The sequence below is a fragment of the Thermodesulfobacteriota bacterium genome (assembly GCA_031082315.1).
Classification (GTDB): domain Bacteria; phylum Desulfobacterota; class QYQD01; order QYQD01; family QYQD01; genus QYQD01.
In genome coordinates this window covers 101,986-125,526 of record JAVHLC010000003.1, presented here as the reverse complement: position 1 = coordinate 125,526, position 23,541 = coordinate 101,986, and the positions used below count along the sequence as shown (strand labels likewise).

Here is a 23,541-nt window from a genome sequence, read left to right as displayed (position 1 = left end):
ATAAATTTTTTCGATTCTATGTGTCACAAGGAGAGTGGGTCATTATATATATCCTAATGTTCTTAACTGGTTTTCAATCTCCGCTCGTTCCGCTTCATCTGGAGAATACTTTTCCCTTTTAATATCCTTACCTAACTCTTCAGGCGATATGCGCAAGGCATTCAAAACCATTCTGGAAATATTTAAAACAGAATCTTCCTTTTTCCCGGCTATCGCATTGGGGCCGTAATAGCAATAGAAACCAAATAGGTCATGGACACAATTTCCAAAGGTCCCGTACCTATCAAACCCATGATCCGCGCACAAGATCATGGATTCAGGCTTGCAATAGTTGAAAAGTTCTTCCAAAATTTGGTCTAATGCAATGTAAGCCTGAAACAGATCGGTATTCAAAGCCAAAGTTTGATCGAGAAAAAAATCTGAAAAGCGATTTATAATCTTTCTTACCCTCGGCCGCTTTTTACCTAAAAACTCAAGATAAATCAGTGACATAATTTTTGAAGAATACTGCGAGTATATATGCCCGAACCTATCCAGTAATGTGGTCCCAAAAGCAACCACCTCCGTAGGATAGGCATCAAATATTGATTTAAAATGTCTCAACTTGTCTCTTTCTAATTTGATGGCGCCTGAAGCGTCAAAATTTACACGCCACTGTCCCGGCGTCACACCGTCGGCAAGATCTATCTTAAAGTTACCGTTTAAATGTTTCAGTATATACGACGGATGAACGCACTTTGTTAGGTTCGGTGGTGCTGGAAAACCGCTTACTATCCATCCATTAATTTGTGCCGGAGGAAAGGTCATGGGCATCGTAAGCATGCCCACACTTTGGTATTCCTGTATAATTTCCCAAAAGGTTACTTTCTTTAAGTCAGAAAAATTCTTGTGTTCAATGAGCCAACCGCCCTCCATAATTCCATGTTCCTGAGGTTGACATCCCGTGTAAATACTTGACCAGGCTGGTCCTGTCAGTGGTATGGGCTGGTTACCCGTGACCGACATGAGAGTCCCATATTGGGACCGGCTTTTGAGCTTGTGGAGAAAAGGCAATCTATCGCGTCCCCTTGATACAATCCGGGAGGACATTCCATCCGCACCGACTATTAATAACTTCACACTCATATTGGGTTCCTCAACTTTTCGGGATTTTCGACAAGCTTTTAAAAAACTCTACCTCGCCGTTATGTAAGCTGACAATTATATATATTAGTGTATAGGCAATAAAACCCACAAAAATGTTTAAAAAGAGTTCGACCGATTTCAGAATGTGGAAACCACTCCACAATGCATAAGTGTCTATGAGCAGCAACGTAGCGCACATGCCTAACGTGGATATAACGGGCGTGGCCAGTTCCTTAAAAATTGTCGCGAATGAACACCTTAATTGGGCAGTCAGATAGTGCCAGGCCAAGAATTGCAGTAGTATAATAGTTGCCGTAACCGAAATCGCCGTGCCAACGATACCGTATGCCTTTGTCAGCGGATAAATCGAGACCGCTATCAAACTCAGCCTGACCATATTAATATAAAACGGAATATTGGGTTTCCCCAGAGCAAAAAATACCGGCCCGGCGTTGGCCTGTATAGAGCGAAGCAGACCGTAAATCACCAGTACCTGCAAGGCGGCCACGGCCGGTAGCCACTTCTCTCCATACACCACAAGGACAACATCGTGGGAGAGAATTAACATCCCCGCGGCAACCGGTAATGCAAGGGTCGCCACGGTCCTTAATACTTTTAGGTATGCATTTCTGAGTGCCGGAAGATCGCTCTGGAGTTTACTGTACGCAGGGAGCATGATTTTGGATACCAGGTTCGTTATATGGCTGGCCGGAAGGTTGGCCAGGGTATAGGCCATTACGTAGTATCCAAGGGCGTTCATACCCAGGACCTTCCCCACCAGCGCATTGTCTATCTCCGAGCTAATAAAAACGACGATAGCCAGTCCGGTTACAAATTTTCCATAACCAAACAGCTCCTTGGCGATTTTTTTGTCAAACCGGAAGCGAGGCCTGCCGGGAATAATCACAAAAGACATGACTGCTTCCATAAAAGAGCCCGCGACCTGAGCGATTACCAGGGCCCAGATACTCCTCAAAAAATACGCCAGGGTGACCACAATCACAAAACTTATTACAGCCGCAGCCTGTTCAAAATAGGCCAGACGCTTGAAGTCAAGCTCTTTCCGGCAGGCTATGGTGTTGATGTTTCTAAAGCCCTTTAAGATGAAGGTTATGGCGATAATCTTGATTATAGTCTCTAAGACCGGCCTTTCATAATAGATAGCGACCAGTGGTGATACGATAAAAGTTATGAGAGCCAGCATAAAGCCCCTGACGACCAATAGGGTAAAAGTAGTGTCTCTCGCTTCTTCAAAACTTTTCTGACGATGGATCAGGGCAGACTCTAAACCTGCCTGGGTAAATGTTTCCAAGCTTCGTATGGCTATCGAGGCGATAGTCATGAGCCCGAAGATTTCGGGCATCAAGAGGCGGGCCAGCACAATAGAACGTACAAATGCCAACGTATTGGTAACAAGACTGGAAACTCCCACCCAGAAGCCGGAACGGATGGTCTTCTTCCGTAGAGTGCCGTCAGTGCCGTTTAGAAAGTGGATTGCCTTCTTTGCCTTGTCAGTTAAAAATGCCATTGTCATATTAAGGCCGGATTTGAATAGTCTGCCAAAATCGTCACTATCCTTTTCGCAGCCGAACCATCCCACAATTCCGGTATCCTGGATTCTTTTCGGCCGTTCTTCAGGGCGGCCAGAGATTCATGGACTATTGTGTCCCGGTCTGTGCCGACCAATACATTAGTCCCTTCGGTTATGGTGACGGGACGCTCGGTATTTTCACGCAAGGTTAAACAGGGGACCCCGAGTACCGTCGTCTCTTCCTGGATACCGCCGGAGTCTGTCAGCACGAGTTTGGCATGTGCCATAAGTTTCAGGAAATCAAGGTACCCAAGGGGTTCTATTGATTTTATATCGCCCGATAAAGAAATCCCCTCTGCTTCCAGCTTGTTTCTGGTCCTGGGATGTATCGGGAACACTATGGGCAAAGACCGGGATATTTCATTGAGTGCATCAAATATCCGGCCCAGAACATGGCCATCGTCAACGTTTGAAGGTCTGTGGAGCGTCAGCACGGCATAGGGCTTAGCCAGGTCAGTCGGGTCCTTTAGAAAACCCAATTTCTGCAATATCCTTGATTGCCGGGCCTTTTCCTTATGGCTAAGTAAGGTGTCAATCATGACATTGCCCACAAAATGTATCTTTTCTCCGGAAATGCCTTCGCGTAGCAGGTTCTCTTCTGCGCTTCGTTCTGTGGTAAACAGCAGGTCAGAGATGGCATCCGTAAGCACACGGTTAATCTCTTCGGGCATGGACCGGTCAAAGCTTCGCAATCCCGCTTCCACATGAATAACCTTAACTCCAAATTTGGCGGCTACCAAAGCGCACGCGATTGTGGAGTTCACATCTCCAACAACCAGCACATAATCAGGCTTCTCTTCCAAAAGGACAGGTTCAAACCTTTTCATGATCTCGGCGGTCTGGAAAGCATGAGAACCTGAGCCTACCTCAAGATTGATATCTGGCTCAGGTATTTCTAACTCCTTGAAGAACAGTTCAGACATCTCCTTGTCATAATGTTGGCCGGTATGAACAATGCGATGTTCAATTTTAAGAGAGCTGGTTCCATTATGTGCAGTTATAGCGTCTGCAATAGGAGCAATTTTCATAAAGTTCGGTCTGGCGCCGACAACGCTGAGAATTTTCACGAAGTTATTCCTTATGGTTCACACAATAACCTGTTAGAAAGGTCGTAATAAAGACTCTCGCCCTAAGTTGATTCAGTTAATTATTCCTCCGATTCCATGTTGTATAGATGTTAGACCTTAGACCGCAGACTTCAATGTCAATTATCCCTCGGGCTCCAGGTGGTATTGAAATAGATCTCAGACCTGAGACCTGAGACCTGAGACTTCACCACAACTGGAATAATCAATTGTTTCTCGGATTCCAAGTTGTATAAATGCTACCAGTCATATACTTAAAAAAACCGAACACCGAAGCTACATGCAGTAGCGTAAACATATATGGCATTCGCATAAAGCCGCTTTTAAGCCTTCCGCCAAACAAGGCAAGAGACAAAAAAATAAGCTGGCTGATGAACATCATTTGATAAAATTTCCCTTCTTCAAACATGAAGGCCGTCGTAACGAATAGTGCTATCATCACGGGAATGGTCAGCCACCTCAGGAACTTGTGCGAAGCAAGCTCCCAGGCATATACAAGCTTCATTTTTCGAAGAAGTCTCCCGATCTGTGTACAAAATATCAGCCACGACTGGGCCATGATCCGTGTCTGCCGCCGCAGTTCACCGCTGTGTGTCTCATCAACCACCTCTCTACAGACCGCCCGTGGTCCGCTGATAGCTCTATAACCCTTAAGCACGACTTGAATAGGGTGGATAAGGTCGTTGATATATTCAGGTTTCAAAGGATCGTATAACCCCTTCCGCAGCGCATAGATGGCCCCATCCGCCCCTACTATGGAAGCCACTCTGCTCTCATCTTCCTTTATCATTTCCTCGTATTTGCGATAAGCGCCGCCGAGTTCTTCATTCTGATTAAGCGAGTTTAAATAAACGGATCTGCCACTGACAAGACCGATTACAGGATTAGCAAAATGTTTTGCCAACTTTCTCACCGCATCTTTATCGAACATGGAGTTGGCATCCGTAAAGATTAAAACGTCGCCCTTGGCCTCTACTACCGCGCGATTTAAGGCCGTAGTTTTCCCGCTGCGTTTTTCCTGGACAAGCAATCTTATTCTATCACAATTAAAGGAACGTATAATCTCTTCTGTCTTGTCAGTACATTTATCGGAAACAATTACCATTTCCAATAGCTCCCGCGGGTAATCAAGGGACAAAAAGTTCCGGATTTTTTCTTTGATCACATTTTCTTCATTGTAAACAGATAGGAGGATACTCACCGAAGGCACAAAATTTTCAGCGGTATTAACCGCCGGCTTTCGCAATAAGGCAACGCACTTTAAAATAATAGGATATCCGATAAACGTATATGCCAAAACGGATATCGACAACCAGAATACGGCTTCTATCATAGGACGACCGTTATTATTCAGCGGGTCTTAGGATACCGGCTCTGACCATTATGAACCCTAAACTCGCTCCGAGGGTATTGAGCATTATATCGAGCATAGATGGATACCGGTTTGGTACAAATAATTGCCAGAATTCATTAAGCATACCACAGACTGTAGCCACTCCAAATGAATAGATAACAGCCCTTGGCGTCTTCGCAGAAAAGTATCTGTGCCATAAAATGAAAAGCAGGCCATAGGCCGGTATGTGCAATAGATTAGAAATCTTAGGCCTCAGGAAGAAAAACACGCCCCCGGTCTCTCTTCCGCCAGGGATTGATGAGGCCGCAAATATGAATGCCATATATAACAGAGGTAGTAGTATACTTTTTTGCATCTCAGTGTCGTCTTTCGCCTTACGTCAGCGCCCTGCCCTCAAGCTCCCGTTTCTCATTGTCAACCGGCATCAAGACCAAGGGAGGCGTTATGTTGCGAGTTGCGGGTTGCGTGTTTGTTTAAGTTTCTCGTAATGACAACCGGCCATTGACCACGATTTTCGCGGTTTGTTCTGACAGATAGCTATCCAATCCAGTCACTTAGCCAGACTAATCTATTGGTGACCGGTTGATTGCCTGAATTTGAAAGAAATATCAGCAGCGCCTTTGTGATTGTTCCTACGGGAAGTTGCTTAGACAGGATAATCCCGCCATGTTGAAGACCTTTCCGGCAAAAATCGGCATGAATTGTGCAAAAGTCGACTATATTGTGAGTTAGAAAAATCCGCTCTTGAGAAGTGGCATATTCAATTTGTTCCAAATCGGTCAGGCCTTTTCTGCCTGCTTCTCCGGCAGTCATTACATCATATCCTCTTAATCTCAGCGCAAGAGCCACTGCTTCTGGGACATCTTCATCGATGAAGAGTTTCAGCATGTTCAAACCATGTCTCGCAGACGTGTCTCATCTTCGTTTTCTATTATGTCTTTTTCCACTTCCCCCTGATTATCATAATAATACAAGAACGCTGCGTGGACCTGGGAGGGCGTCAGATGAGGGAACTCTCTTATTATGTCCTCAACCGACATGCCGAGTTTATACCATTTGATAATAGACCATACAGGCGTCCTGGTACCCAGTATCACGCTCCTGCCTCCACATATTCCAGGTTGTTTTAAAATATGTGTAGGCTTCTCTGATTCTGTAGCTGCAAATCCCATAAGCGCCTCCCCGCAATACCTCGCTCCCATTCTGAATTTATACCACAAATGAACTTTATCATAAAACCCCAATCTCGTCCAGAAATCCTAATGTTCGTGGACGGTTTGCATGGCGTTCATATTGAGCTGAAAGCTCAAAGCGCAAGGGTGAAAGTAGATCATCCTAAGTCCGACAGGCTCCTGGCGCTTATTTTGATATCCTTGACCAGCAGCATCAATTGCAGAGGATGGATGGGAGAAGGTTCGAATCCAAAACGCTCATAGAAAGCGCGCGCCCGCTCGTCTTTTGCCTGGACAAAAATCGCCCGGATACCTGCAATGTCAGCCGCCTGAAGCGTACGGAGGCTTGCATCCTTCAGCAATCCCCGGCCGATCTTCTTGCCCTGATGGCGGATGTCCACAGCCAGTCGGGCCAGAACCATCACTGGAATGGGACGGCGCGCCAATCCCTTTCGGACGCGCCCGGATGCGCCGGCGTAATCCACTGCCCCTACGGCCAAACTGTAATAGCCGACGACCTTGCTTCCCTGACAAACGACAAAGGTTCTTGCCGCATTAGCCCGTTGATTCTGCAACGCATGCCGCCGCAACCACTCATTGAGCACGATGTTTCCGCAATCGAAACCGTCGCAGACATGATCTCCTGAAAGAAGAACGGGCGGCAAATAAGGGATAGTTTCACTCATGTTCCCAGATCGCCGGTTCTTCAATAAGCGTCTGCAGACCCGCTTTGACCTGTGCGGGTCTTTCAAGAACCTCCTGAAATTCCTTCCAGGCCTGCTCGTCGATTAGAAATAGTCGCTGATCCAACAGGGTTTGCTCCGCCTTCTCACAGGCGCTGGTCAGAACAAATTCCGTAATGCTCTTTTGCGTCACCTCGGCGGCGCGTTGAATAAGGGCGGCCTGAATCGGCGTCGTCCGCAGCCCCAATCTACCGGAGCGTGCGGCAGATGTTTTCCTGCGGGGAGAGGATGCTTTCGGGGTGGTCGCGGATGTGGACATGAAAAACTCCTTCTAATCCATTTTTACGTACAGCCATTGTACACACATCTTATTCCGGCGTCAAGGGAAATGCAAGGCGCCAATAGGAAAAGCGGAAAGATCTACCCCAGCGCCCTGCCCTCAAGTCCTTTCTCTTCAATCCCAAGCTGTTTCAGCGCCGAAGCGATCCCTTGGGACATTGATGAAACATGCCGATTTCACTAACCAAGATGGCTCATGGTTCCTTTTTTACCGAGGCTTGCGGACACGGAATTTCGTGCTTAACGCAATAACGATGGCGCCGGATTCCAAGTCCCGGCTATGGCGACCCAACACATCGTATAGAAGCGCCTTTCTCTCGGACCGTGGCAGGTTTTCCAAGCGTAAGACGCCGCAATGGGGCTTTCCCTGTCTCCAGATCATTTCTTCAAAATCGTTGTCTGTCGTAACGAGAATCCGGCGTTCCTGTACAGCCCAGCTCAAGATCTCGTCGTCGCTCATTCTTGGGTTTTTCCGGCTGACTTCGGCCACGTCATGCCCCAACTGAATCAACCAATGAGCCACAGATCCACTCGCGTTGACATCCAATAAGAACTTCATAGCGCCTATCTGGATTCGACCCTATCAAAAACTGTTTCTCTGGCCACCATGTGATGGGCATATAACAATGCAGCACGGAGATCATCCGGTTCAAGTTGGGGATAGTCTTCCAGAATTTCTTCTTCTGTAGCCCCTTTGGCCAATAACTCCAAAATCATCTCAACAGATATTCGCAGGCCGCGGATAATAGGTTTTCCACAAAGAACATCCTTGTCAAAGGTGATTCGGTTTAATAGATCCTGCATAATTGTCCTCCCGTAACTCAACAAAAAAGAACCTTACTAACTTTACTGATAAATAACTTTTGCAAAAGGCGCCTCTGATTGCCCTGTCAGTATAAACAAGCCTGTATTTCAATGGCCAAAGACCTCTTCATGAGTCTTTATTCTCACGGCCCTCGCCGCTTTGATGCCCTCAAGATACTCTGAAGATGTGATCCTGCCGACCCTACAGCAACGTTATCCCTTTCATTTCTTTAGCCTTTTCATAAAGCTTCCGGTCGCCGGTTATAAAATCGCACCTGAGTTTTCTGGCCAGCTCGATGTATGCGGCGTCATATAAAGATATCTTAAACCGTTTGGACAGGGTAATCCCTTCCAAGAACTCTTCTATCCCAAGGGTAAATATCTCAAAATCAAGATTCCATAGCGCGGAAAAGGCCTCGGATGCGGCATCCGCACTCAATTTTGTTTTTGTTGTCAGGACGTTGGCAGCCTCATAAAAAAACAATTCGGGAACAGCGATTGTTTCTTCTCCTGAAACGTGCCTGTCCCTGTAATATATTGCGCTGTCTCCTCCCGCCTCATCCCCGAAAATCCATTTAAGTATCACAGAGGCATCGAGAACTATCATCTGCCTTCCCTGCTCTCCCTTATGGCCTTTACTGCATCAACATGGGCGATCTCTTTTCTGTGCTTTTTTTTCCACTCATCCATCCTGGCCAATATCTGCTTCAATTTTTGTTCTCTGCCTTTTTTCAGGATTTTTTCTTCGTATTCGTCGATGGAAATCAGCGCCGCCAGGGGTTTATTCGCTCGTGATATAATCACCTGTTCTTTTTTCCTTGATACATCGTTCAGGATGCCGCCCAGTTTTTTCCTCAAGTCAAGAGCCGTTACGGTCTTCATTGCCTTAACCTCCCGGTTGAACATGCATAGCGAGCGCATTCCCCGCTGCTTGCGGCGGGGTTAGCGAGCGAATACTATGCTTTTTACCTTACATACGGAGATCCCCCGCAGCTTGCTGCGGGGAGCTTCAATATTAAGATATAATATGAACTATAATAGTTGGTATGTCAATTTCATTATTGAGCTGAAAGCCCTACCCCAGCGCCCTGCCCTCAAGTCCTTTCTCTTCAATCCCAAGCTGTTTCAGCGCCGTTACCCCGGCATCAATGATATTTATGCCGTCCATTTCAATAGGCCGGTTGATATAAAATGTGGCATCGCTTCTTGTATGCCCGCCGGTCAGGAGGCTCCGGCCGGTCAGGGTATCCTTGTTTATGGCCCCTTTGAGATCAAATCCATCCACAGGAAGGGCTACTACATCCGGGGCATCATCATAACAGGGCCCCTTGTACAGCTCCTCCTTAAAGAAGACCGCCTTGACCACCCTCTGTCCGTCTATGGTCAAAGAAAGCAGGTCTTCCCTTAACCTATTCCTCAGGTCTTCGTATTCAGTCCCGCCGGAAACACTTCCCAGGGGATATTTACCTTTGAGATGCACATAGAACCGCGAAGGATCAAGGACAAAGACCTTGGTCTCGCCGTGGATGTCTTCAAATGAGCCCGGCGGTTCTTTTTTAAATTTCAGATAGCCCTTCTCTCTCAGCCAGGTATTTAAATAGATCTCTTTTTTTATTTCGGTAAATCCATGGTCGGAAAGCATAATCAGGGAGATATTGTCATCCAGGCGCCCGTAAATCTCGCCGATAACGGCATCCAGTTCCCTATAGAAGTCTATGAAGAAACCATGCTGGGGATGTGCCTTGTCAACCAGGGCAGACCAGAGATAGTGGTGCAGGCGGTCAGTCTCGGTAATAGTCCCGATAAAGAGGTCCCAGGTCTCCTTCTCCATCAGGCCAAGGATGGCCTCCTTCCTCTTTCTGAAGGTAGCCATAATATCTTCAGCCAAGGCAGCCGGAGAGACCTGCGCCTTTTGCGTATCCACATCCATCTTATAGTCGATACCCTTCAGGTACTGATAGGCAGACTCCGGATAAGTCGCCTTCTGTAAATCCAGGGCCACAAATCCGGCCGTAAGAATCCCTTTTAACGGCCGGGCCGGATAGGTCGAGGGAAGATTAATCACTATGCTGGCCTTGCCCTGCCGGCCGGCAATATCCCAGAGTGTAGGGCTTTTGATGTCGTTAAAATTCGGGAAGCGCCATTTATAGGAACTTTGATCCAGCTCCGTAAACCCGTATATATTATGCCGGCCGGGATTGACCCCGGTCATGAAAGTGGACCAGGAGGTGGAGGAAACCTCCGGAATCGAGGCATCCATGGGCTTAAGCGTCCCCTGTTTAACTACCTCTGCCAGATTCGGCATTATCCCCTGCCCCATAAATTCCCTGAGCAGACTGCACGGCACCCCGTCTATACCCAGGACGAAGACTTTCGAGGGACGAGAGACGAGGGACGAGATCGAAGGGACGAGGGAGGAGGGACGAGAGGCAAGAGACGAGGGACGAGATCGAAGAGAGTCGTGTTTCTCGCCACGTTTAAATTTATTCCAGACGCCGGAGAATCTTGATGCGATGTCAGACATATACTACTCCAATTTCGAATTTCGGATTGCGAATTGCGAATTTACCATATTACTATTTCAGATTTCGCGAGTTGCTTTTAGCCGTTTTCCCTATGCGGGTGAAAATGGCCAGCAATTCCCCGGATTCCCTGAGCAAGCCCTCCAAATCTTCAGGATCACCGATCGCAGCTTCTTGGCATAGTTCCAGCCAGTATTGAGATTCGCTAGTCTCTTTTTCGACAATACCAACCTTGTTAATAAAATCGGCTCGTGATACGGCACGATTAGCCTCTCTGTAGTTCGCACCGATAGACGTCCCAGCTTTAAGTAACTGATGACCGACGACGTCGGTTACTTTATTCTTTGGAAGGCTGCTTACAAACTTGATAACGCTCAAAGCAAATTCTTTTGTACGTCCTTCTAATTCTTGTTTTTCCATCAATCTCTCTATTATCTTTTAAATTCGAATTTCGAAATTCGCAATTCGATTTTTTTCGTCCCTGCCTACATATACCCCAGGTCCCTGAGTTTAGCCATGATGTCTTCCTTACCTTGCTTTCTCCCGCCCCGTTCGGTCGTATTCTCCAGGTCCTGCTCCCAGGCCGGGATGTCGGAAACCTTTACCGTTGAACCCTTGGCGCCTAAAGATCGATAGCCCTGATAATAGAGGGAACAGAAGGGAATCTTATACTTGTGGATGGTGTCCCAGATATCGCGCTCCTTGAAATGAAGGATGGGATGTATCCGAACATGGTCCGGATTGCTGCGAGGGCTGAAGAAGTCTTCGTCCAGCCTGGCCTCTTGTTCGTCCCAACGGATGCCCGTGGAAAGGGCCGCTACCTTGTCACTCTCCAGGAACATATTCATGGCCACGGTCTTCATAAGGTGATTTCCCACATAAGACTCAGGGTCGAAAGAAAAAGTCTCTTCCGTATATCCGAGCCTGGCCACTTCCTGCCGGTTGCGCGCATTGAGATCTGCAACCCTGATCATATCGCCGACCTTGGCGGCCTTATCGCTTACATCAATATTCTTGACGGTGATCACATTTACATCCCAGGCCTTTTTGACCTGACCAACCAGTTCCAGTATCTCCTCAAACACATGCCCCTCATCGATAAACATGCAGCGTGGTTTCTCTATGTCCAGTTCCTTACAGACTTCCCGGTACAGCCAGAGCATAGTAGTGCTGTCCTTACCGCCCGTCCAGGCTATAAGCAGCTTATCCGTTCCAAATTTTTCCAGGGCTTCTCTGATAATGCCTTTGGCGTAGGCAATTTTCTCGTCTAAAGGTAATGCCATAAGTGTATCCTGATCAGCACGTGCCATAAGTTCCTCCGTTTCAGACTTGAGACCTGAGACTGTAATGTTCTAAAATATTTTTCATGTCTTCTTGTTGTACATATCCATGCGTGGGCAACGTCCATACCCGCCTGGAAAACTCCTTTGCCCCCGGGAAATTTCTTCCATCCGAAACCAGGTGAGGGCGTAACGCATCGATCTCATTCAACGGATAAGGATATGACCGGACGATTCCCAGACCCGCTTTTCCACAGTCGTCTATCCTGTTAAGCCTCACGGGGAGCCTTAAGAATACGGGTTCTGCGCCCGCAATCTGCCGGGGAAATTTAACGCCACTACAGCCGCTGAGACCAGCCATCAGCCCTCCGGCCTTCTTCTTTCTGCCTTCATTTATCTGTTTAAGTCTCCTCAACATCCTCCGGCCGATTCCCGCCTGAACTCCTGTAAACTCCTTAAGCCCAAACTCGGTAGAGAATACCGAAAGGCCCAGTTTTAAAAACGGGAGTCTCTGTGGTATCCAATAGAAATGTGGCCTTAACAGCAGAGACATGATCATCGCTTTAAAAATCAGATTCAGCCGGTCTAAGAAACCTGCCTTCTTAAGTTCTAATTTCGAAAGTTCCGCGGCTATTTTTTCCGAGTCGGTAATTATTATGCCGCCGTCAATTGTAGTGATATTCTTGCCCCTACTCAGACTGAAAATCCCTGCGTCACCAAACGTGCCCAAGGCCTTGCCTTTATATGTAGCGCCCATAGCCTGGGCGGCGTCATCTATCACAAATACACCTGACTCTCCGGCCATCTTTAGAATAGCATCCATATCGCATGGATAGCCATATAAATGACATACCACAAAGCAAAGGGTCTTATCAGATAGCGACTCTTTCAGACTATCTATATCCGGACTCATTGTCTCGGGGTCTATGTCACAAAGCGATACCTTAAGCCCGGCCTTGACCACTGCGGAGGGGACAGAAAATGATGTATAGGCAGGCAGAACCACCTCATCTTTATCCGGGCTGAGTTGCCTCATGGCCTTTAGAAGCATAGTCAGGGCAGCACGTCCTGAAGAGACGAGGAAACAGTGCCTTACACCAAAATAGCGGCGGATATCTTCTTTAAACCCCTCGAGACACTTATTACCGTAAAGGGTCTCTTTCAAGCCCGCCAGAATATCAGAGGGCATTATCGGCACCCCGGAAGGAGGAAGGGATTTAAACATGTATCAGACCTCAGACCTCAGACTTTAGACATGAGACCTGAGACATCAGAGCTTCAGACCTCTTTTTTAACTGCTTGCATAAGCCCATATAATGTAGCACCAAGTTCGTTTATCTTTTTTGAAATTTCGTTGTATCGTTTCTCATCAAAATAATTTAGTCTCTTTGCAAGGTGAAGGAAATCGTCTGCCTCGGCCAAAGAAACTCGCGCAATGTTAAGAAAATGAACATATTCTTTTTTATGACTGCGTGTAGCGCCTTCGACAATATTAGCAGGAACAGAGGATATAGCCCTGCGTAACTGGGATGTAAGTCCATAAATTTCTTCTTTTGGAAACGACCGAGTAATATTATAAACCTCAACTGTAATATCATCGGCCAGTTGCCATGCTTTTATCTTTCTATAGTCTCTACTCATCGTTGTATCAGACTTCAGACCTGAGACTTTAGACTTCAGGTCTCCCCGCCTGTTGTCTCTGGTCTCATGTCTCGTGTCTGATGTCTGTGGTCTCCTACGGTATATTCCTTACAATCCGCGGCCCCAGGATTTTAGTCAGCGCCACCGGTAATCTTTGCCATACCTTAATTGCCAGTTGATATCTCGGATTTTTGGGATTCAGTTCGGGTAATGACCGACCGTCTTTCATCCAATACTGCCAGTAAAGCTGGACAGGCCCGGCGCCCCACTGTTCTTTGAACTTGTACGTCCCTTCGCCCGGTGTCGAGCGGCCAAAATCAAACTTTTTAAATCCATTTTCAATGGCAAATTTTATCGCTTCCCAGTAAAGAAGGTTGTTGGGACAAAGGGCCCTGTATTCCCGAATTGATGATGCCCACGGGACCTCGAACGTATCCTTAAACCAGGAGGCTATCCCGGAGGCTATAACTTTGTCCTGAAAAATTACGCTAAAAACCCTGGCGCTTTCCGGGAAAGAGGTAAACACGTTTTGGAAGAAGGCCCTTCCATAGACCGGAGTCCCCAGGTCGCGCATGTTTTCGGCAAATACCTCGTAAAATCCAGGGATATCTTCTAATCCGCCGATCTTTATCTGAAGGCCGCTTTTCTCTGCCTTTCTAATCTGATTCCGGAGCTTGGCGTTAAAGGCCTTCCATTGAGAATCTATATCGCCCTTGAGATCGAGAATCATAGTGACCTTGTGCTCTCTTGTCTGGCCGACGGGCAATTTGTTATATAGGTGTCTGAATTCGATATGATCCGCCCCTAACTCCTTGGCAATCTCTACTGCACTGGATATGAGCTTCTCTACGGTCTCGGAATCATCTGCAATAATCCCCCCGTAATTAAAAAATGGAAGGGATACCAAAAAATTACCAAACAAACGGCTGCGCATATGAGCGAGTGGTAATATACCCCTGGCTGTCCCCCCGGCTATAGCCATCAGATAATACGTCTCATGCCCGAAGCTTTTTTCTATAACCCCTCGCCAGCCTGATTGGTGGTAATTTGTGGCTACAGGACTCCGTTGGACATAGTCCTCCCACAAGTCATTTTCACTCTTTAATATCTTTACTTCCATTCGCACCTACACACTCAGCAGGCGGCTCAGGGCAGGCTCCGCCCGTCCGGCCGCCAGGGCCACTGCGATAACTGTATAATTTTGCTACATAAAATCAACTTCGCTATGCGGTCAATTGGTCGGGCAGAGGAGCGGTTTAGTAATCACTCAACCGGTTCTCTCGATCAGCGAATGGTGCAATTCCAGCCGGGCCTGATAACTAAAGAGGTCCAGCAAGATCCTGACCCGGCCCTGGTCTGAAACCCAGTCTTCAAAAATACCCATAATATCTCGCATTGGCCCCCGGATGACCCGGATCCGTTCATTTTTCTTGAATCTTCGTTTTCGCACAACGTCATCGTTATTGGCCAGATTTTTTATGGATTCCATTATCTCCTCATCCAGAGGAACCGGGGTAGGACTCTCAGGCAATACTTTTTGGACACCCTTTGTCCAACTCACCTTGGACAGGTCTTTTTGGGCATCAAAATGGGCGAAAATATAGTTTGGGAATAGAGGTTTCCGGGTCATGGTTGCCTTAGCCCTGGTCATAGCACAGATTTCCATTCTGGGGAAATAGATTTCAATGCCCAGTTGGCGGAGGAAAAAGGTCGCCCTGCCTTCCTCCCGGACTTTGGTCTGGATCACATACCATTTTTTCATGCAAAAAGAGCCTCTACCTGGATTCGTACTGTCAAAACTTTTGCCACAGAGAGCACAGAGAACACAGAGGTATCAGTAGGTTAAAGCACAATTTGGTTCCTCCCCTCCCCAGCTTCTCCAATGCTCTTGTTGTCCCCCAGAAAATGGCTCAATCACAGCCCTTGAGGGTACACAGGTCACGGAAGTGCCCATAAATCTGCTTTTCTCTTAGCTGCTCTGTCTTTTTCTTTTGATTTCTTTACGTTGCTCTGTGCGCTCTGTGTCCTCTGTGGCTTATTTTTCATATAATTTTTGACATTACCCTGGATTTTCAGATGTGTTACCTGTGAGAATGCAACTCTTATGCCATTAATCAGCATATATCAGTCAGCATTTAGTGTATGAAAATTAACATTTAATTAGAAAATAGAAAACGGAAAACGAGAAAGTGGAAAAGTTTTTCACATATTGCGGATATCGGCAGGGAAGGATTTTTCTATTAAAAGTGGAAAGGGGATTCCGTTCGAATTTCGAATTTCGGATTGCGAATTTGCCACGCTATTTTTCAATTTCGGATTTCGGATTGCGCATTGCGAATTTAATTTTTTGAGATAACAATGCGTTAACGCCCATCAACATGGCCAGACCCAGCAGAAATATCAGCCAACCCGAAAACTCATGCAAAAATCCCTGGGCAACCTTCTCTCCGTACCTGCTGGCCAGACCGGCGGTCACCGTTAGCCTGATAATATTGGTCAGGATGGCTATGGGAACGGCTGAAAGAAATAAAAGCCACTTCTTAAATCTTGAGTGTTCGGTAAAAAATACAAGCGCGGCGCTTAGGGCCAGAAGTGAAGTCAATGACCGGAGTCCGGAACAGGCATCCGCCACTTCCAGGGTAGTGTTAGCCAGGTGGAGGATATTACCTTCCCTAAAAATTGGTATGCCGATTAAGCCGATTACTTTAACCGCCAGATATGAGGCAAAAAGCTTCATGGGAAAGGCAATCTTGTCCCAGATAATGGCCGGGACAGGGATCATGAAAAATAAGTAGGCCATAGGAAAGGAAGCTTTCTTAGTAAACTTCTTACCCATTAAAAACAATGATAGACCAAATAAAACCAATATCATCGAGGTCCGCTGGAGAAAATACTCAGAACCGACCCGCGCCACAAGGAGTTGGCATAGTCCGGGGATTAACAGGATAAGGCCAAGGTTGCCGGGTGTGGGCTCAATCTTTTTCAGGTCTTTTCTTATAATCCAGATCATATAGCCTGCTATGGCCGGAATCAGGTAGCCGTGCGAATAATTGTCATCGATCCCCCAGTCCGACACCATTTTTGTAATGACAGGATAATAGAGAAGGAAAAAGAGTCCAAGGATCAGGCCAAGCTGCAAGTAGGTCATGTTTCGGTGTTTAGTAAGGATGGCTTCCATTATATTTTCACCGCAGTTTCTTACACACCCCGCCTGCTGCGCAGGCATCCCTTTTGCTAGAGAAGATGATTAGAAGTCCCCTCTAGTAAGGGGGGATTTAGGGGTGTATCGCCGTCATGCTCCTGGCAGATGTTCCTCCAGCGCCGGGATTACCTGCTTCGTAAAATCCTTCAAATATTCGACTGCCTTCGTCTCCTGGCCATCCTGTACCGGCGCCATAATGCGGATGAAGGCGCCGTCAGCCCGGCGTTTGAACATGGAGTCCAGCACCAAATAAATCTTTTCCATGTATTCAGAGTGTATTATCCGGCCCCGGCATTGATACCAATAGAATACGACCTCTTTTTCGGCGCCCTTCTGCATTACCATCTTGTTAATCTCAACGGTAACCGGCCTGGAATGACTAACCGTCAATTTAAAAGGCTCTGAGTGTATGATATTCCAGCCGCCTCCGGGCATGCAGTTTTTCGGAGAGTGATAGCCCTTCCCGCCGCTCCCTACGCGCGAAAAATAGCTTACGTAGAGATTTACCGGCATGCCGTCTGCGGATACGTAATCATACTGGATGTAGTCGTCAACCCCCAACATCTTTCTCACCTCGTCGCCCATGGGTGTATGATCAACCCATCTCCATGTGCCGATCTGTGTGGGAAATGTGCTGAGCGGTTTTTTTATGGGCACTTCAATTATGTTACCCACATAGCAATAGGAAATAATGGCCGCAACGACCAGGAGAATAGATACAATAGTTATACGGGTGTTTGATAACATATCCTCATACTCACCGCAGAGACGCAAAGGGTTTTTTGTCCATCAAACCCCTGATCGGGACAAAATTAAAATCACTTAGCAACGTTTTAAATCGTCCTTCAACCTTATCGAGATTCAAATAATGCCGGACCCTTGATTTCAACGGGGCATTGTCAATTTTTGGCTGTCCCGGATCAAATTCCCAGGGGTGTAAATAGAATATGAACGATCTTTGTTCAGTCCTGTTGATGTGCCCAAGCAACCGCTTCACCAGCCAGTAGGGAAATAGGCGAAAATAGCCTCCTCCGGCGATAGGAATATTTTGTCTAAGAAGCCGGATAGTGGAGATGGGAAATTCCCAAATAGCGTTCGAAATGTTTGAGTCGTTCGCGCGTTTAAACGAGTTCTTAACAGCGAACGATTGAACTGTCTGAACGTTACCGTTCAGACAAACCTTGAACGGGAATCGCGGGGCATCAGGAAAGCCATAGACATCATGATGCACGGGAAAGATACTGGAATCGTATTTATATCCTTCTTCCGCCAGAATCTTAAGCGCCCATAAGGTCTTTCTGGTGATGGAATAGGTAGAGGCACGATAACCGACAACCTCTTCACCGGTGATGTCCTCAAGTATCTTTTTCGTCTTTGCAACATCCGCTCGAAATTCATCCGGACACTGATTGGTTACCAGTTCATGGCGATAACCGTGTGATGCAATCTCATGCCCTTGTCCGGCTATCTCCCGGATTAATTTTGGATATTTTTCAGCTATCCAGCCCAAAATAAAGAAAGTGGCCTTTATTGAGTGATGAGTGATGAGTGACGAGTGATGAGCCGGGATAACAGCACCGCATGGGTTGCTCAACATCTCTAATATCCTGTAGGTATTACCTTCCACCCGTGACTCGTAGTTATCCCAGTCTGGAGGATTTATCACACTTGAGAAGGCGTGTACCTGGAAATAGTCTTCCACGTCTATGGTGAGGGCGTTAGCGATTGAACTCATCATCCACGATACTTGTAGCTCCGGTAATACTCATACTCACGAGAAAAATGAGTGAACCCGTTGAATACCACACCTATAATTTTATCTCTGCCCAGCGCTGAGACCGATCTTTTAATTATATCACGATCTGTCTTTCCTCTCCTCACAACCATGAGAATGCCGTCTACACTTTTGGCCAGGACAGATACCTCTGACGTTATCTGGGCCGGAGTACAATCAAAGACTATAAACCGGTCATGGTAACGATTTTTGACTTCCTCAATAAAACGGCCCATTTTCTCTGAGGAAAGGAGCTCGGACGGATTGGGAGGAGGCATACCGCCGGGCAGAAGAGTCAATTTATCAATGTCTGTCTTGATAAAAAGATCTTCCAAGGGGACATCGGAAGTAAGATAATCGCTCAGGCCATGCTCACCGGATACATTAAATAAAAGGTGTTGCGCCGGCCTGCGGATATCGCAATCAACCAGCAATACATGTTCCTGAATTCCCTGTGCGATGCTGATAGCCAGATTGGCGGAAATAAGTGATTTACCCTCCTCCTCCATGGCGCTCGCGACCATTATGGTCCTGGGGATGGAGCCATTGCGGGGGTACAGGATGCGGGAACGCAGCATCTTGAATTGTTCGGCGGCCAGGGACTGTGGATCGGTCACGGTTACCAACCGCTCGTCAAGGCCATAAGCCGCATGTTGATCCTGCGGAAACCCTTCGATCTCAATATTGCGCCCCGGAGCATCTGCGAGGGGCAAACTCTCTATCTTGATATCGCATCCCGGCGCATCCAAGACAGGCGTCTCCCCGGCCGTTTTTACCTCAGGCGAAGCCTCCGGTACAGATGGTCTTTTCACCTTCTCACGGTTAAATTTCTCCAAGGCGTCATATATCTTGCCCATAAATTCTCCTCGTTAGTTTCCATCCGGAATTCAGGAGTTCCGGATGGAGCGGTCAGCAGTCAGCTCTCAGCTATCAGCTTAAGATGCTGTTTGTCTTATTTTTTGCTGACGGCTGAAAGCTGATCGCTGAGAGCTTTCATTCGGAAACGGTAGTTTCCGGATGAACACTAGTTACGAAAAATAATACATCCCCCACAATACAATGGCGATAACCCCGGCTACGGCCCCCATTCCCCACTTCAACCATACCGGGAAGAATCTGATTTTCTTTTCACCGGGAAGTGTCAGGTCTCTTGACGCCTCTCTGACGATTTTGGCATCGATCACCTTCTTTCCTTTTACATAGCCGGTTAACAGGGCCTGGTCGGCCAGGATATTAATGGCCCGGGGGTATCCCTTTGTATATTTATAGATTGCCTTTATAGCTCCAGGTTTAAAAAGATTGTTAAACTTGGCCCCGGCGACAAGCAGGCGCTTTTTCAGGTATTCCCCGACATCCTCCCTGCTCAGGGGCAGGAGGTGGTAAGAAGCGCTTATCCGCTGTCTTAGGGGTAAAAGGGATGGATCCGTAAGCTTCGGGTTCAATTCCGGTTGACCGACCAAAAAGATGTTTAATAGTTTTTCCTCGGCCGTTTCCAGGTTAGAAAGGAGTCTTATTTCCTCTAAAAGTTCAACAGACAGCTTATGGGCCTCGTCAACAATAAGGAGTACATATTTCCCCTGACGGGCCGATTCTTGCAGAAACTCAGAAAATCTCAGCAAGAATTGGGCCTTGGAAAAGGTCCCCATCGAAAACCCGAAGGCATTGCCTATATAATATAAAAAATCATCGATGCTCATGCCGGGGTTAGAGACCGCGGCATAATGTATATTATCCTTCAGACCCGCCAGCAATGCCTGCAACAATGTGGTCTTGCCGGTGCCTACATCGCCGGTGATAACTACAAACCCTTTCTTCTCCTCCACCCCATACCTCAGATGGGCCAGGGCCTCTTTATGGCCTTCGCTCCAAAAAAGAAAACGGGGATCGGGCGTTATCTTAAAAGGCTTTTCATTCAGGTAATAAAAACGCTCGTACATAGCTATAGCAACGCCCCCGGGTACTTTTTTATTACGGCGAATAAAAGAACAGACGTAACTACAATTCCAAAGCTTATTACAGAAATCGCAATAACCCTTTGTTTTTTATTTACTTTCATATCATCGGCCGTGACCAGCACAGGGATGCCGGCCAGGACCGGCAAATTCAGAAATGATTCTATGTCGTCAAGACGGTAAAAAGACTTATCAATATATTCACGGCCAAAGGCCAGCCCGACAGATCCACCCAGGGCAGCAATTATGACCATCGCCAGTATCCTGGGAATGTCGGGTTTGGACGGCATCTGGGGCACCCGGGCCGGGTCAAGTATCCGGAACTGCTCGCCCTTCTGCCTTCTTTCCAGGTTCTCGGCCCGTTCCGCCTCCAGCTTTTTGGCATCCAGATCTTGATAGCTCGCGCTCAAGTTGTCATAATTTCTCTGGAGATCAAGAAGCTCCTGCTCGCGGCGTGGCGTATTCTCAACTCTACCCTGGTAGGCATATATCTTTTGTTTTACCTTGTCTGACTCTATTTGAAGGTTCTTTACCTCCATGTCAACGGCATATATCTGCTGCTGGAGATTCGCAATGACCCGGTTGCCTTCAACCGCCACCTGGCCTTCTCCCTTCTCACCGGTTTTCCCCTCTGTTTTCCCCCACTTTTCAATCATCTTCTTGGTTTTAAGGACATCCGGGTGGTTGGGCTTGTACCTCGACTCCAGGACGGCAAGGTTTTCTTTTAATTGTTCAAGAGAGTCAACCCCTGCCTCTCCCGGGGATCCGGATCCTGATCTGGTGCGTGAAAACTCCTTTTCAACAGCGATCTGTTGCTGGAGGAGTATCTTTCTGTCCTGGCCGCGCCTTATACTCTCCTGGATGGCGTCCAGTTGCTGCTGAAGCCGGGCCAGCACAGCCAGGGTGGACTCTCTCTGCTCCGGCAATTCACCCATATGGGACATTTTATAAGCGCCAATGGCTGCCTCACGTTCCTTCAGCTGTGTTTCCAATTGCTGTAGTTGCTCGGCCAGGAATTCACTTGTGCCCACGGCCTGCTCTTCCCGCAATTTCAGATGTTCTTCCATAAACATGGAAGCCAGTGTACTTGCCACCAGGGCCGCAGTCTGGGGTGATTCATCCTCATAACTAAGGGTAAAGGCGGTAGCCCCTTGTTTTGCCATGGCCCGCTGGGCGGAAGAAATTTCGAGACTGATCCTCCCCCGTATATTTTCTATTATTTTCTCCATAGGGAGTTTTTTACGCTCCTCAGGATAGAGATTAAGCTGGGTTATAACCCCCTCCAGTCTGGTGCGGCTTAATATCTCCTCGCCGATGGAGTGGAGCCGCTCATCTATATCCGCGGTGACCGTGGAATGGACAAAGGCCTCCGGGACCCTCTGCCTGATGATACTTATGGTAGTAGAGGCCTTATAGGTCTTCGGGGCAGCGAGGCAATATATCAGCCCTGCGACGAGGACGAGAAAAAAAGTGGGAATTATATACCACTTCCTGCGCCGGAGCATGTCCAGGTAATAAGTGAAGTCTATTTTGCTTTCCTTTTCTGTCATGATTACCTCTTAGCTTTCAGCCATCAGCAGTCAGCCTTCAGATTTTAAACAAAGACATCAGAAGCTGATAGCTGATAGCTGATAGCTGATGGCTGAATGCTAATTATAGCTGGCTGTGATCCTTAGCATAATCTGATTATCGTCATAGTCGTTGAGACCCACGTTCGAATCGCGCTCCGTGTGCTGTCCGCTGAGCGAGAGGGACAGCCAGCGTCTGTAACTATAGGCAAGGCCGGCAGTGGCTGACCAAAGTTTATCCCGCCTATCGGCCTGCTCAATAAACTTTTCTTCCACATAACTTAGCCCGCCGCTCGCCGTTAACTCGGGCAATAATAAGTAATTAATCCCTCCGTTAGCAGACCAGAACTTGGCAAAGCCAAGATTTTCCGCATCCGAGAGTTCCTGACGGTAGCCGCCCTGTCCCCCCACGAAAACGCTGCCCCGCTCGAATTTTTGTCCGATACTGGCCTGATAACTCAATCCATCGTTTGTCCCGCCCCTTTCGGGATTGCGCAAAAAATACCCTACGCCGGCGCTCAGCGTAGTATGCGGTCCCGGGCTTATGCTATATGAAACCATCCCATCATGTATTACATAATCCGTGCCGCCCGGGTCATAATTCATGTCGGTATAGTTATAGGCGAGAGAAATACTGCTGTCCTGGCTAAACAGATGAACGAGGCGTGCGCCGCCCGTATATTGCTTAAAATCAGGGTTTGTCTCATAATCGCTTATGGAGTGCCGGACGTTTAAGTCCAGACCGTTTTTCACGTCAAACCAGTAAGAGACCCCCGCAAAAGGGGTCTGGATTCTGGTGTCTTCTATCTCCGGATCGCTGTTTTCCAGATGGTTGTCATTGTAACCCACAAAAAAATTGTCCTTGGGGCCGAATTGATGAGAAACCTTGATATCACCGGTATTCCGGTAATAGGTATTTCTGGTCCGGCGTATAGCGTAGCTAATCTCAGGCACTATGTCGACATCGAATACGGGCAAATCGTACTCATAGCGTAGTACTATGGGCTGACCGAATTCGTCTCTATGGACAAGGCCACGCCACCCAACGAGCATAGCCTCCATCTGCTCCCTCGGCTCCTCCGTCCGGTAGAAACTGTCCCTGAAATCGATGCGGGTATGGGGACCGGCCTGCAAAAAGGCGCTTAAGTTGCCGTTGTGGCGCACGGTATTATATTCGGTATATCGCTTGTAAAAGACAAATCCCGGGCTGTAATTCAGGGTGATACCCCTGGTGGGACACTGGGCATCCAAGGAAAGCGCCGGCGAGATAGTGCTTGTCCAGTCCGACGTCTCATCCGTAGATCTAAGGAAGATGTTATCATCATATTTTTCATCAACAGAGAGGCTCGGAGTAAACTTATACCGACATTCGGCCCGTACTGAAGGAACCACCCACGCAAAACAGGACAGAAACAACCACACGACAACCATTACTCTAAGATATCTCAT

At 47.4% G+C, this 23,541-nt stretch carries 27 protein-coding genes; all 27 read right to left on the bottom strand.

Annotation, left to right across the window (positions count from 1 at the left end; translation table 11 throughout):
• Window positions 1–42: 42 nt before the first annotated feature.
• The 27 genes from RDU59_04080 to RDU59_03950 all read right to left on the bottom strand — a co-directional run bounded on the left by RDU59_04080 (window position 43) and on the right by RDU59_03950 (window position 23,541).
• The gene (locus RDU59_04080; GenBank protein MDQ7837655.1) at window positions 43–1,125 is read right to left on the bottom strand and encodes an alkaline phosphatase family protein; all 1,083 of its coding nucleotides are present in this window, start codon (window positions 1,123–1,125) and stop codon (window positions 43–45) included.
• Window positions 1,126–1,135: 10 nt separating this feature from the next.
• Window positions 1,136–2,725 carry a lipopolysaccharide biosynthesis protein gene (locus RDU59_04075; protein ID MDQ7837654.1) on the bottom strand — a complete coding sequence of 530 codons (1,590 nt, stop codon included), beginning with the start codon at window positions 2,723–2,725 and terminating at the stop codon, window positions 1,136–1,138.
• Window positions 2,656–3,744, bottom strand: coding sequence for a UDP-N-acetylglucosamine 2-epimerase (non-hydrolyzing) (wecB, locus tag RDU59_04070; protein ID MDQ7837653.1), 1,089 nt, complete (start codon window positions 3,742–3,744; stop codon window positions 2,656–2,658). Before wecB ends, RDU59_04075 begins: the two co-directional genes overlap by 70 nt.
• Before the next feature lie 262 nt (window positions 3,745–4,006).
• Window positions 4,007–5,134, bottom strand: coding sequence for a glycosyltransferase family 2 protein (locus RDU59_04065; GenBank protein ID MDQ7837652.1), 1,128 nt, complete (start codon window positions 5,132–5,134; stop codon window positions 4,007–4,009).
• A 13-nt stretch (window positions 5,135–5,147) separates the two neighbouring features.
• The gene (locus tag RDU59_04060) at window positions 5,148–5,510 is read right to left on the bottom strand and encodes a VanZ family protein (protein MDQ7837651.1); all 363 of its coding nucleotides are present in this window, start codon (window positions 5,508–5,510) and stop codon (window positions 5,148–5,150) included.
• 182 nt (window positions 5,511–5,692) lie between these two features.
• The gene (locus RDU59_04055; GenBank protein ID MDQ7837650.1) at window positions 5,693–6,043 is read right to left on the bottom strand and encodes a DUF5615 family PIN-like protein; all 351 of its coding nucleotides are present in this window, start codon (window positions 6,041–6,043) and stop codon (window positions 5,693–5,695) included.
• A gap of 2 nt (window positions 6,044–6,045) precedes the next feature.
• The gene (locus RDU59_04050) at window positions 6,046–6,327 is read right to left on the bottom strand and encodes a DUF433 domain-containing protein (GenBank protein MDQ7837649.1); all 282 of its coding nucleotides are present in this window, start codon (window positions 6,325–6,327) and stop codon (window positions 6,046–6,048) included.
• 158 nt (window positions 6,328–6,485) lie between these two features.
• Window positions 6,486–7,013 (bottom strand): GNAT family N-acetyltransferase, encoded by a 528-nt coding sequence (locus RDU59_04045; GenBank protein MDQ7837648.1) that lies wholly within the window; start codon window positions 7,011–7,013, stop codon window positions 6,486–6,488.
• Entirely contained in the window at window positions 7,006–7,329 is a 324-nt protein-coding gene (locus tag RDU59_04040; GenBank protein ID MDQ7837647.1) for a DUF1778 domain-containing protein, read from the bottom strand. The genes RDU59_04045 and RDU59_04040 overlap by 8 nt, the downstream gene beginning before the upstream one ends.
• Before the next feature lie 228 nt (window positions 7,330–7,557).
• Window positions 7,558–7,908, bottom strand: a complete 351-nt coding sequence (locus tag RDU59_04035) for a DUF5615 family PIN-like protein (GenBank protein MDQ7837646.1) — start codon at window positions 7,906–7,908, stop codon at window positions 7,558–7,560.
• A 5-nt stretch (window positions 7,909–7,913) separates the two neighbouring features.
• Complete coding sequence (locus tag RDU59_04030; GenBank protein MDQ7837645.1) at window positions 7,914–8,153, bottom strand: DUF433 domain-containing protein; 240 nt, start codon at window positions 8,151–8,153, stop codon at window positions 7,914–7,916.
• Between the two features lie 202 nt (window positions 8,154–8,355).
• The gene (locus RDU59_04025; protein MDQ7837644.1) at window positions 8,356–8,760 is read right to left on the bottom strand and encodes a type II toxin-antitoxin system VapC family toxin; all 405 of its coding nucleotides are present in this window, start codon (window positions 8,758–8,760) and stop codon (window positions 8,356–8,358) included.
• Window positions 8,757–9,035, bottom strand: coding sequence for a type II toxin-antitoxin system Phd/YefM family antitoxin (locus tag RDU59_04020; GenBank protein ID MDQ7837643.1), 279 nt, complete (start codon window positions 9,033–9,035; stop codon window positions 8,757–8,759). Before RDU59_04020 ends, RDU59_04025 begins: the two co-directional genes overlap by 4 nt.
• Window positions 9,036–9,228: 193 nt before the next feature.
• Entirely contained in the window at window positions 9,229–10,677 is a 1,449-nt protein-coding gene (locus tag RDU59_04015) for an alkaline phosphatase family protein (protein MDQ7837642.1), read from the bottom strand.
• 52 nt (window positions 10,678–10,729) lie between these two features.
• The gene (locus RDU59_04010; protein ID MDQ7837641.1) at window positions 10,730–11,095 is read right to left on the bottom strand and encodes a four helix bundle protein; all 366 of its coding nucleotides are present in this window, start codon (window positions 11,093–11,095) and stop codon (window positions 10,730–10,732) included.
• Between the two features lie 65 nt (window positions 11,096–11,160).
• The gene (locus RDU59_04005) at window positions 11,161–11,985 is read right to left on the bottom strand and encodes a phosphoadenosine phosphosulfate reductase family protein (protein MDQ7837640.1); all 825 of its coding nucleotides are present in this window, start codon (window positions 11,983–11,985) and stop codon (window positions 11,161–11,163) included.
• Window positions 11,986–11,998: 13 nt separating this feature from the next.
• Entirely contained in the window at window positions 11,999–13,144 is a 1,146-nt protein-coding gene (locus RDU59_04000; GenBank protein MDQ7837639.1) for a DegT/DnrJ/EryC1/StrS family aminotransferase, read from the bottom strand.
• 89 nt (window positions 13,145–13,233) lie between these two features.
• Window positions 13,234–13,596, bottom strand: a complete 363-nt coding sequence (locus tag RDU59_03995) for a four helix bundle protein (GenBank protein MDQ7837638.1) — start codon at window positions 13,594–13,596, stop codon at window positions 13,234–13,236.
• A gap of 94 nt (window positions 13,597–13,690) precedes the next feature.
• Window positions 13,691–14,716 carry a FemAB family PEP-CTERM system-associated protein gene (locus RDU59_03990; protein ID MDQ7837637.1) on the bottom strand — a complete coding sequence of 342 codons (1,026 nt, stop codon included), beginning with the start codon at window positions 14,714–14,716 and terminating at the stop codon, window positions 13,691–13,693.
• A 147-nt stretch (window positions 14,717–14,863) separates the two neighbouring features.
• A complete protein-coding gene (locus tag RDU59_03985) occupies window positions 14,864–15,358 on the bottom strand; it encodes a transcription termination/antitermination NusG family protein (protein ID MDQ7837636.1) in 495 nt (164 codons plus the stop codon).
• Between the two features lie 537 nt (window positions 15,359–15,895).
• Window positions 15,896–16,774, bottom strand: coding sequence for an exosortase/archaeosortase family protein (locus tag RDU59_03980; GenBank protein MDQ7837635.1), 879 nt, complete (start codon window positions 16,772–16,774; stop codon window positions 15,896–15,898).
• A gap of 114 nt (window positions 16,775–16,888) precedes the next feature.
• Window positions 16,889–17,545 carry an EpsI family protein gene (locus tag RDU59_03975; protein MDQ7837634.1) on the bottom strand — a complete coding sequence of 219 codons (657 nt, stop codon included), beginning with the start codon at window positions 17,543–17,545 and terminating at the stop codon, window positions 16,889–16,891.
• Window positions 17,546–17,555: 10 nt separating this feature from the next.
• Window positions 17,556–18,536: a DUF3473 domain-containing protein gene (locus tag RDU59_03970; GenBank protein ID MDQ7837633.1), complete on the bottom strand. Its 981-nt coding sequence runs from the start codon at window positions 18,534–18,536 to the stop codon at window positions 17,556–17,558.
• Window positions 18,533–19,429 carry a polysaccharide biosynthesis tyrosine autokinase gene (locus tag RDU59_03965; GenBank protein MDQ7837632.1) on the bottom strand — a complete coding sequence of 299 codons (897 nt, stop codon included), beginning with the start codon at window positions 19,427–19,429 and terminating at the stop codon, window positions 18,533–18,535. Before RDU59_03965 ends, RDU59_03970 begins: the two co-directional genes overlap by 4 nt.
• A gap of 171 nt (window positions 19,430–19,600) precedes the next feature.
• On the bottom strand, window positions 19,601–20,509 hold the full coding sequence (locus RDU59_03960; protein ID MDQ7837631.1) for an AAA family ATPase: 909 nt from the start codon (window positions 20,507–20,509) through the stop codon (window positions 19,601–19,603).
• A gap of 2 nt (window positions 20,510–20,511) precedes the next feature.
• Window positions 20,512–22,074: a Wzz/FepE/Etk N-terminal domain-containing protein gene (locus RDU59_03955; GenBank protein MDQ7837630.1), complete on the bottom strand. Its 1,563-nt coding sequence runs from the start codon at window positions 22,072–22,074 to the stop codon at window positions 20,512–20,514.
• Between the two features lie 99 nt (window positions 22,075–22,173).
• Window positions 22,174–23,541 carry an outer membrane beta-barrel protein gene (locus RDU59_03950; GenBank protein MDQ7837629.1) on the bottom strand — a complete coding sequence of 456 codons (1,368 nt, stop codon included), beginning with the start codon at window positions 23,539–23,541 and terminating at the stop codon, window positions 22,174–22,176.

Bases quoted from the DNA above. Each gene is read 5' to 3' on its own strand.
- RDU59_04015 (MDQ7837642.1), bottom strand. From the start codon at position 10,677: ATGTCTGACATCGCATCAAGATTCTCCGGCGTCTGGAATAAATTTAAA.
- RDU59_03970 (MDQ7837633.1), bottom strand. From the start codon at position 18,536: ATGATGAGTTCAATCGCTAACGCCCTCACCATAGACGTGGAAGACTAT.
- RDU59_03965 (MDQ7837632.1), bottom strand. From the start codon at position 19,429: ATGGGCAAGATATATGACGCCTTGGAGAAATTTAACCGTGAGAAGGTG.
- RDU59_03975 (MDQ7837634.1), bottom strand. From the start codon at position 17,545: ATGTTATCAAACACCCGTATAACTATTGTATCTATTCTCCTGGTCGTT.
- RDU59_03960 (MDQ7837631.1), bottom strand. From the start codon at position 20,509: ATGTACGAGCGTTTTTATTACCTGAATGAAAAGCCTTTTAAGATAACG.
- RDU59_04020 (MDQ7837643.1), bottom strand. From the start codon at position 9,035: ATGAAGACCGTAACGGCTCTTGACTTGAGGAAAAAACTGGGCGGCATC.
- RDU59_04040 (MDQ7837647.1), bottom strand. From the start codon at position 7,329: ATGTCCACATCCGCGACCACCCCGAAAGCATCCTCTCCCCGCAGGAAA.
- RDU59_04055 (MDQ7837650.1), bottom strand. From the start codon at position 6,043: ATGCTGAAACTCTTCATCGATGAAGATGTCCCAGAAGCAGTGGCTCTT.
- RDU59_04065 (MDQ7837652.1), bottom strand. From the start codon at position 5,134: ATGATAGAAGCCGTATTCTGGTTGTCGATATCCGTTTTGGCATATACG.
- RDU59_03955 (MDQ7837630.1), bottom strand. From the start codon at position 22,074: ATGACAGAAAAGGAAAGCAAAATAGACTTCACTTATTACCTGGACATG.
- RDU59_04025 (MDQ7837644.1), bottom strand. From the start codon at position 8,760: ATGATAGTTCTCGATGCCTCTGTGATACTTAAATGGATTTTCGGGGAT.
- RDU59_04030 (MDQ7837645.1), bottom strand. From the start codon at position 8,153: ATGCAGGATCTATTAAACCGAATCACCTTTGACAAGGATGTTCTTTGT.
- RDU59_04005 (MDQ7837640.1), bottom strand. From the start codon at position 11,985: ATGGCACGTGCTGATCAGGATACACTTATGGCATTACCTTTAGACGAG.
- RDU59_03980 (MDQ7837635.1), bottom strand. From the start codon at position 16,774: ATGGAAGCCATCCTTACTAAACACCGAAACATGACCTACTTGCAGCTT.
- RDU59_03990 (MDQ7837637.1), bottom strand. From the start codon at position 14,716: ATGGAAGTAAAGATATTAAAGAGTGAAAATGACTTGTGGGAGGACTAT.
- RDU59_04045 (MDQ7837648.1), bottom strand. From the start codon at position 7,013: ATGAGTGAAACTATCCCTTATTTGCCGCCCGTTCTTCTTTCAGGAGAT.
- RDU59_04060 (MDQ7837651.1), bottom strand. From the start codon at position 5,510: ATGCAAAAAAGTATACTACTACCTCTGTTATATATGGCATTCATATTT.
- RDU59_04035 (MDQ7837646.1), bottom strand. From the start codon at position 7,908: ATGAAGTTCTTATTGGATGTCAACGCGAGTGGATCTGTGGCTCATTGG.
- RDU59_04000 (MDQ7837639.1), bottom strand. From the start codon at position 13,144: ATGCCCTCTGATATTCTGGCGGGCTTGAAAGAGACCCTTTACGGTAAT.
- RDU59_04050 (MDQ7837649.1), bottom strand. From the start codon at position 6,327: ATGGGATTTGCAGCTACAGAATCAGAGAAGCCTACACATATTTTAAAA.
- RDU59_03950 (MDQ7837629.1), bottom strand. From the start codon at position 23,541: ATGAGATATCTTAGAGTAATGGTTGTCGTGTGGTTGTTTCTGTCCTGT.
- RDU59_04080 (MDQ7837655.1), bottom strand. From the start codon at position 1,125: ATGAGTGTGAAGTTATTAATAGTCGGTGCGGATGGAATGTCCTCCCGG.
- RDU59_04010 (MDQ7837641.1), bottom strand. From the start codon at position 11,095: ATGGAAAAACAAGAATTAGAAGGACGTACAAAAGAATTTGCTTTGAGC.
- RDU59_03985 (MDQ7837636.1), bottom strand. From the start codon at position 15,358: ATGAAAAAATGGTATGTGATCCAGACCAAAGTCCGGGAGGAAGGCAGG.
- wecB (MDQ7837653.1), bottom strand. From the start codon at position 3,744: ATGAAAATTGCTCCTATTGCAGACGCTATAACTGCACATAATGGAACC.
- RDU59_03995 (MDQ7837638.1), bottom strand. From the start codon at position 13,596: ATGAGTAGAGACTATAGAAAGATAAAAGCATGGCAACTGGCCGATGAT.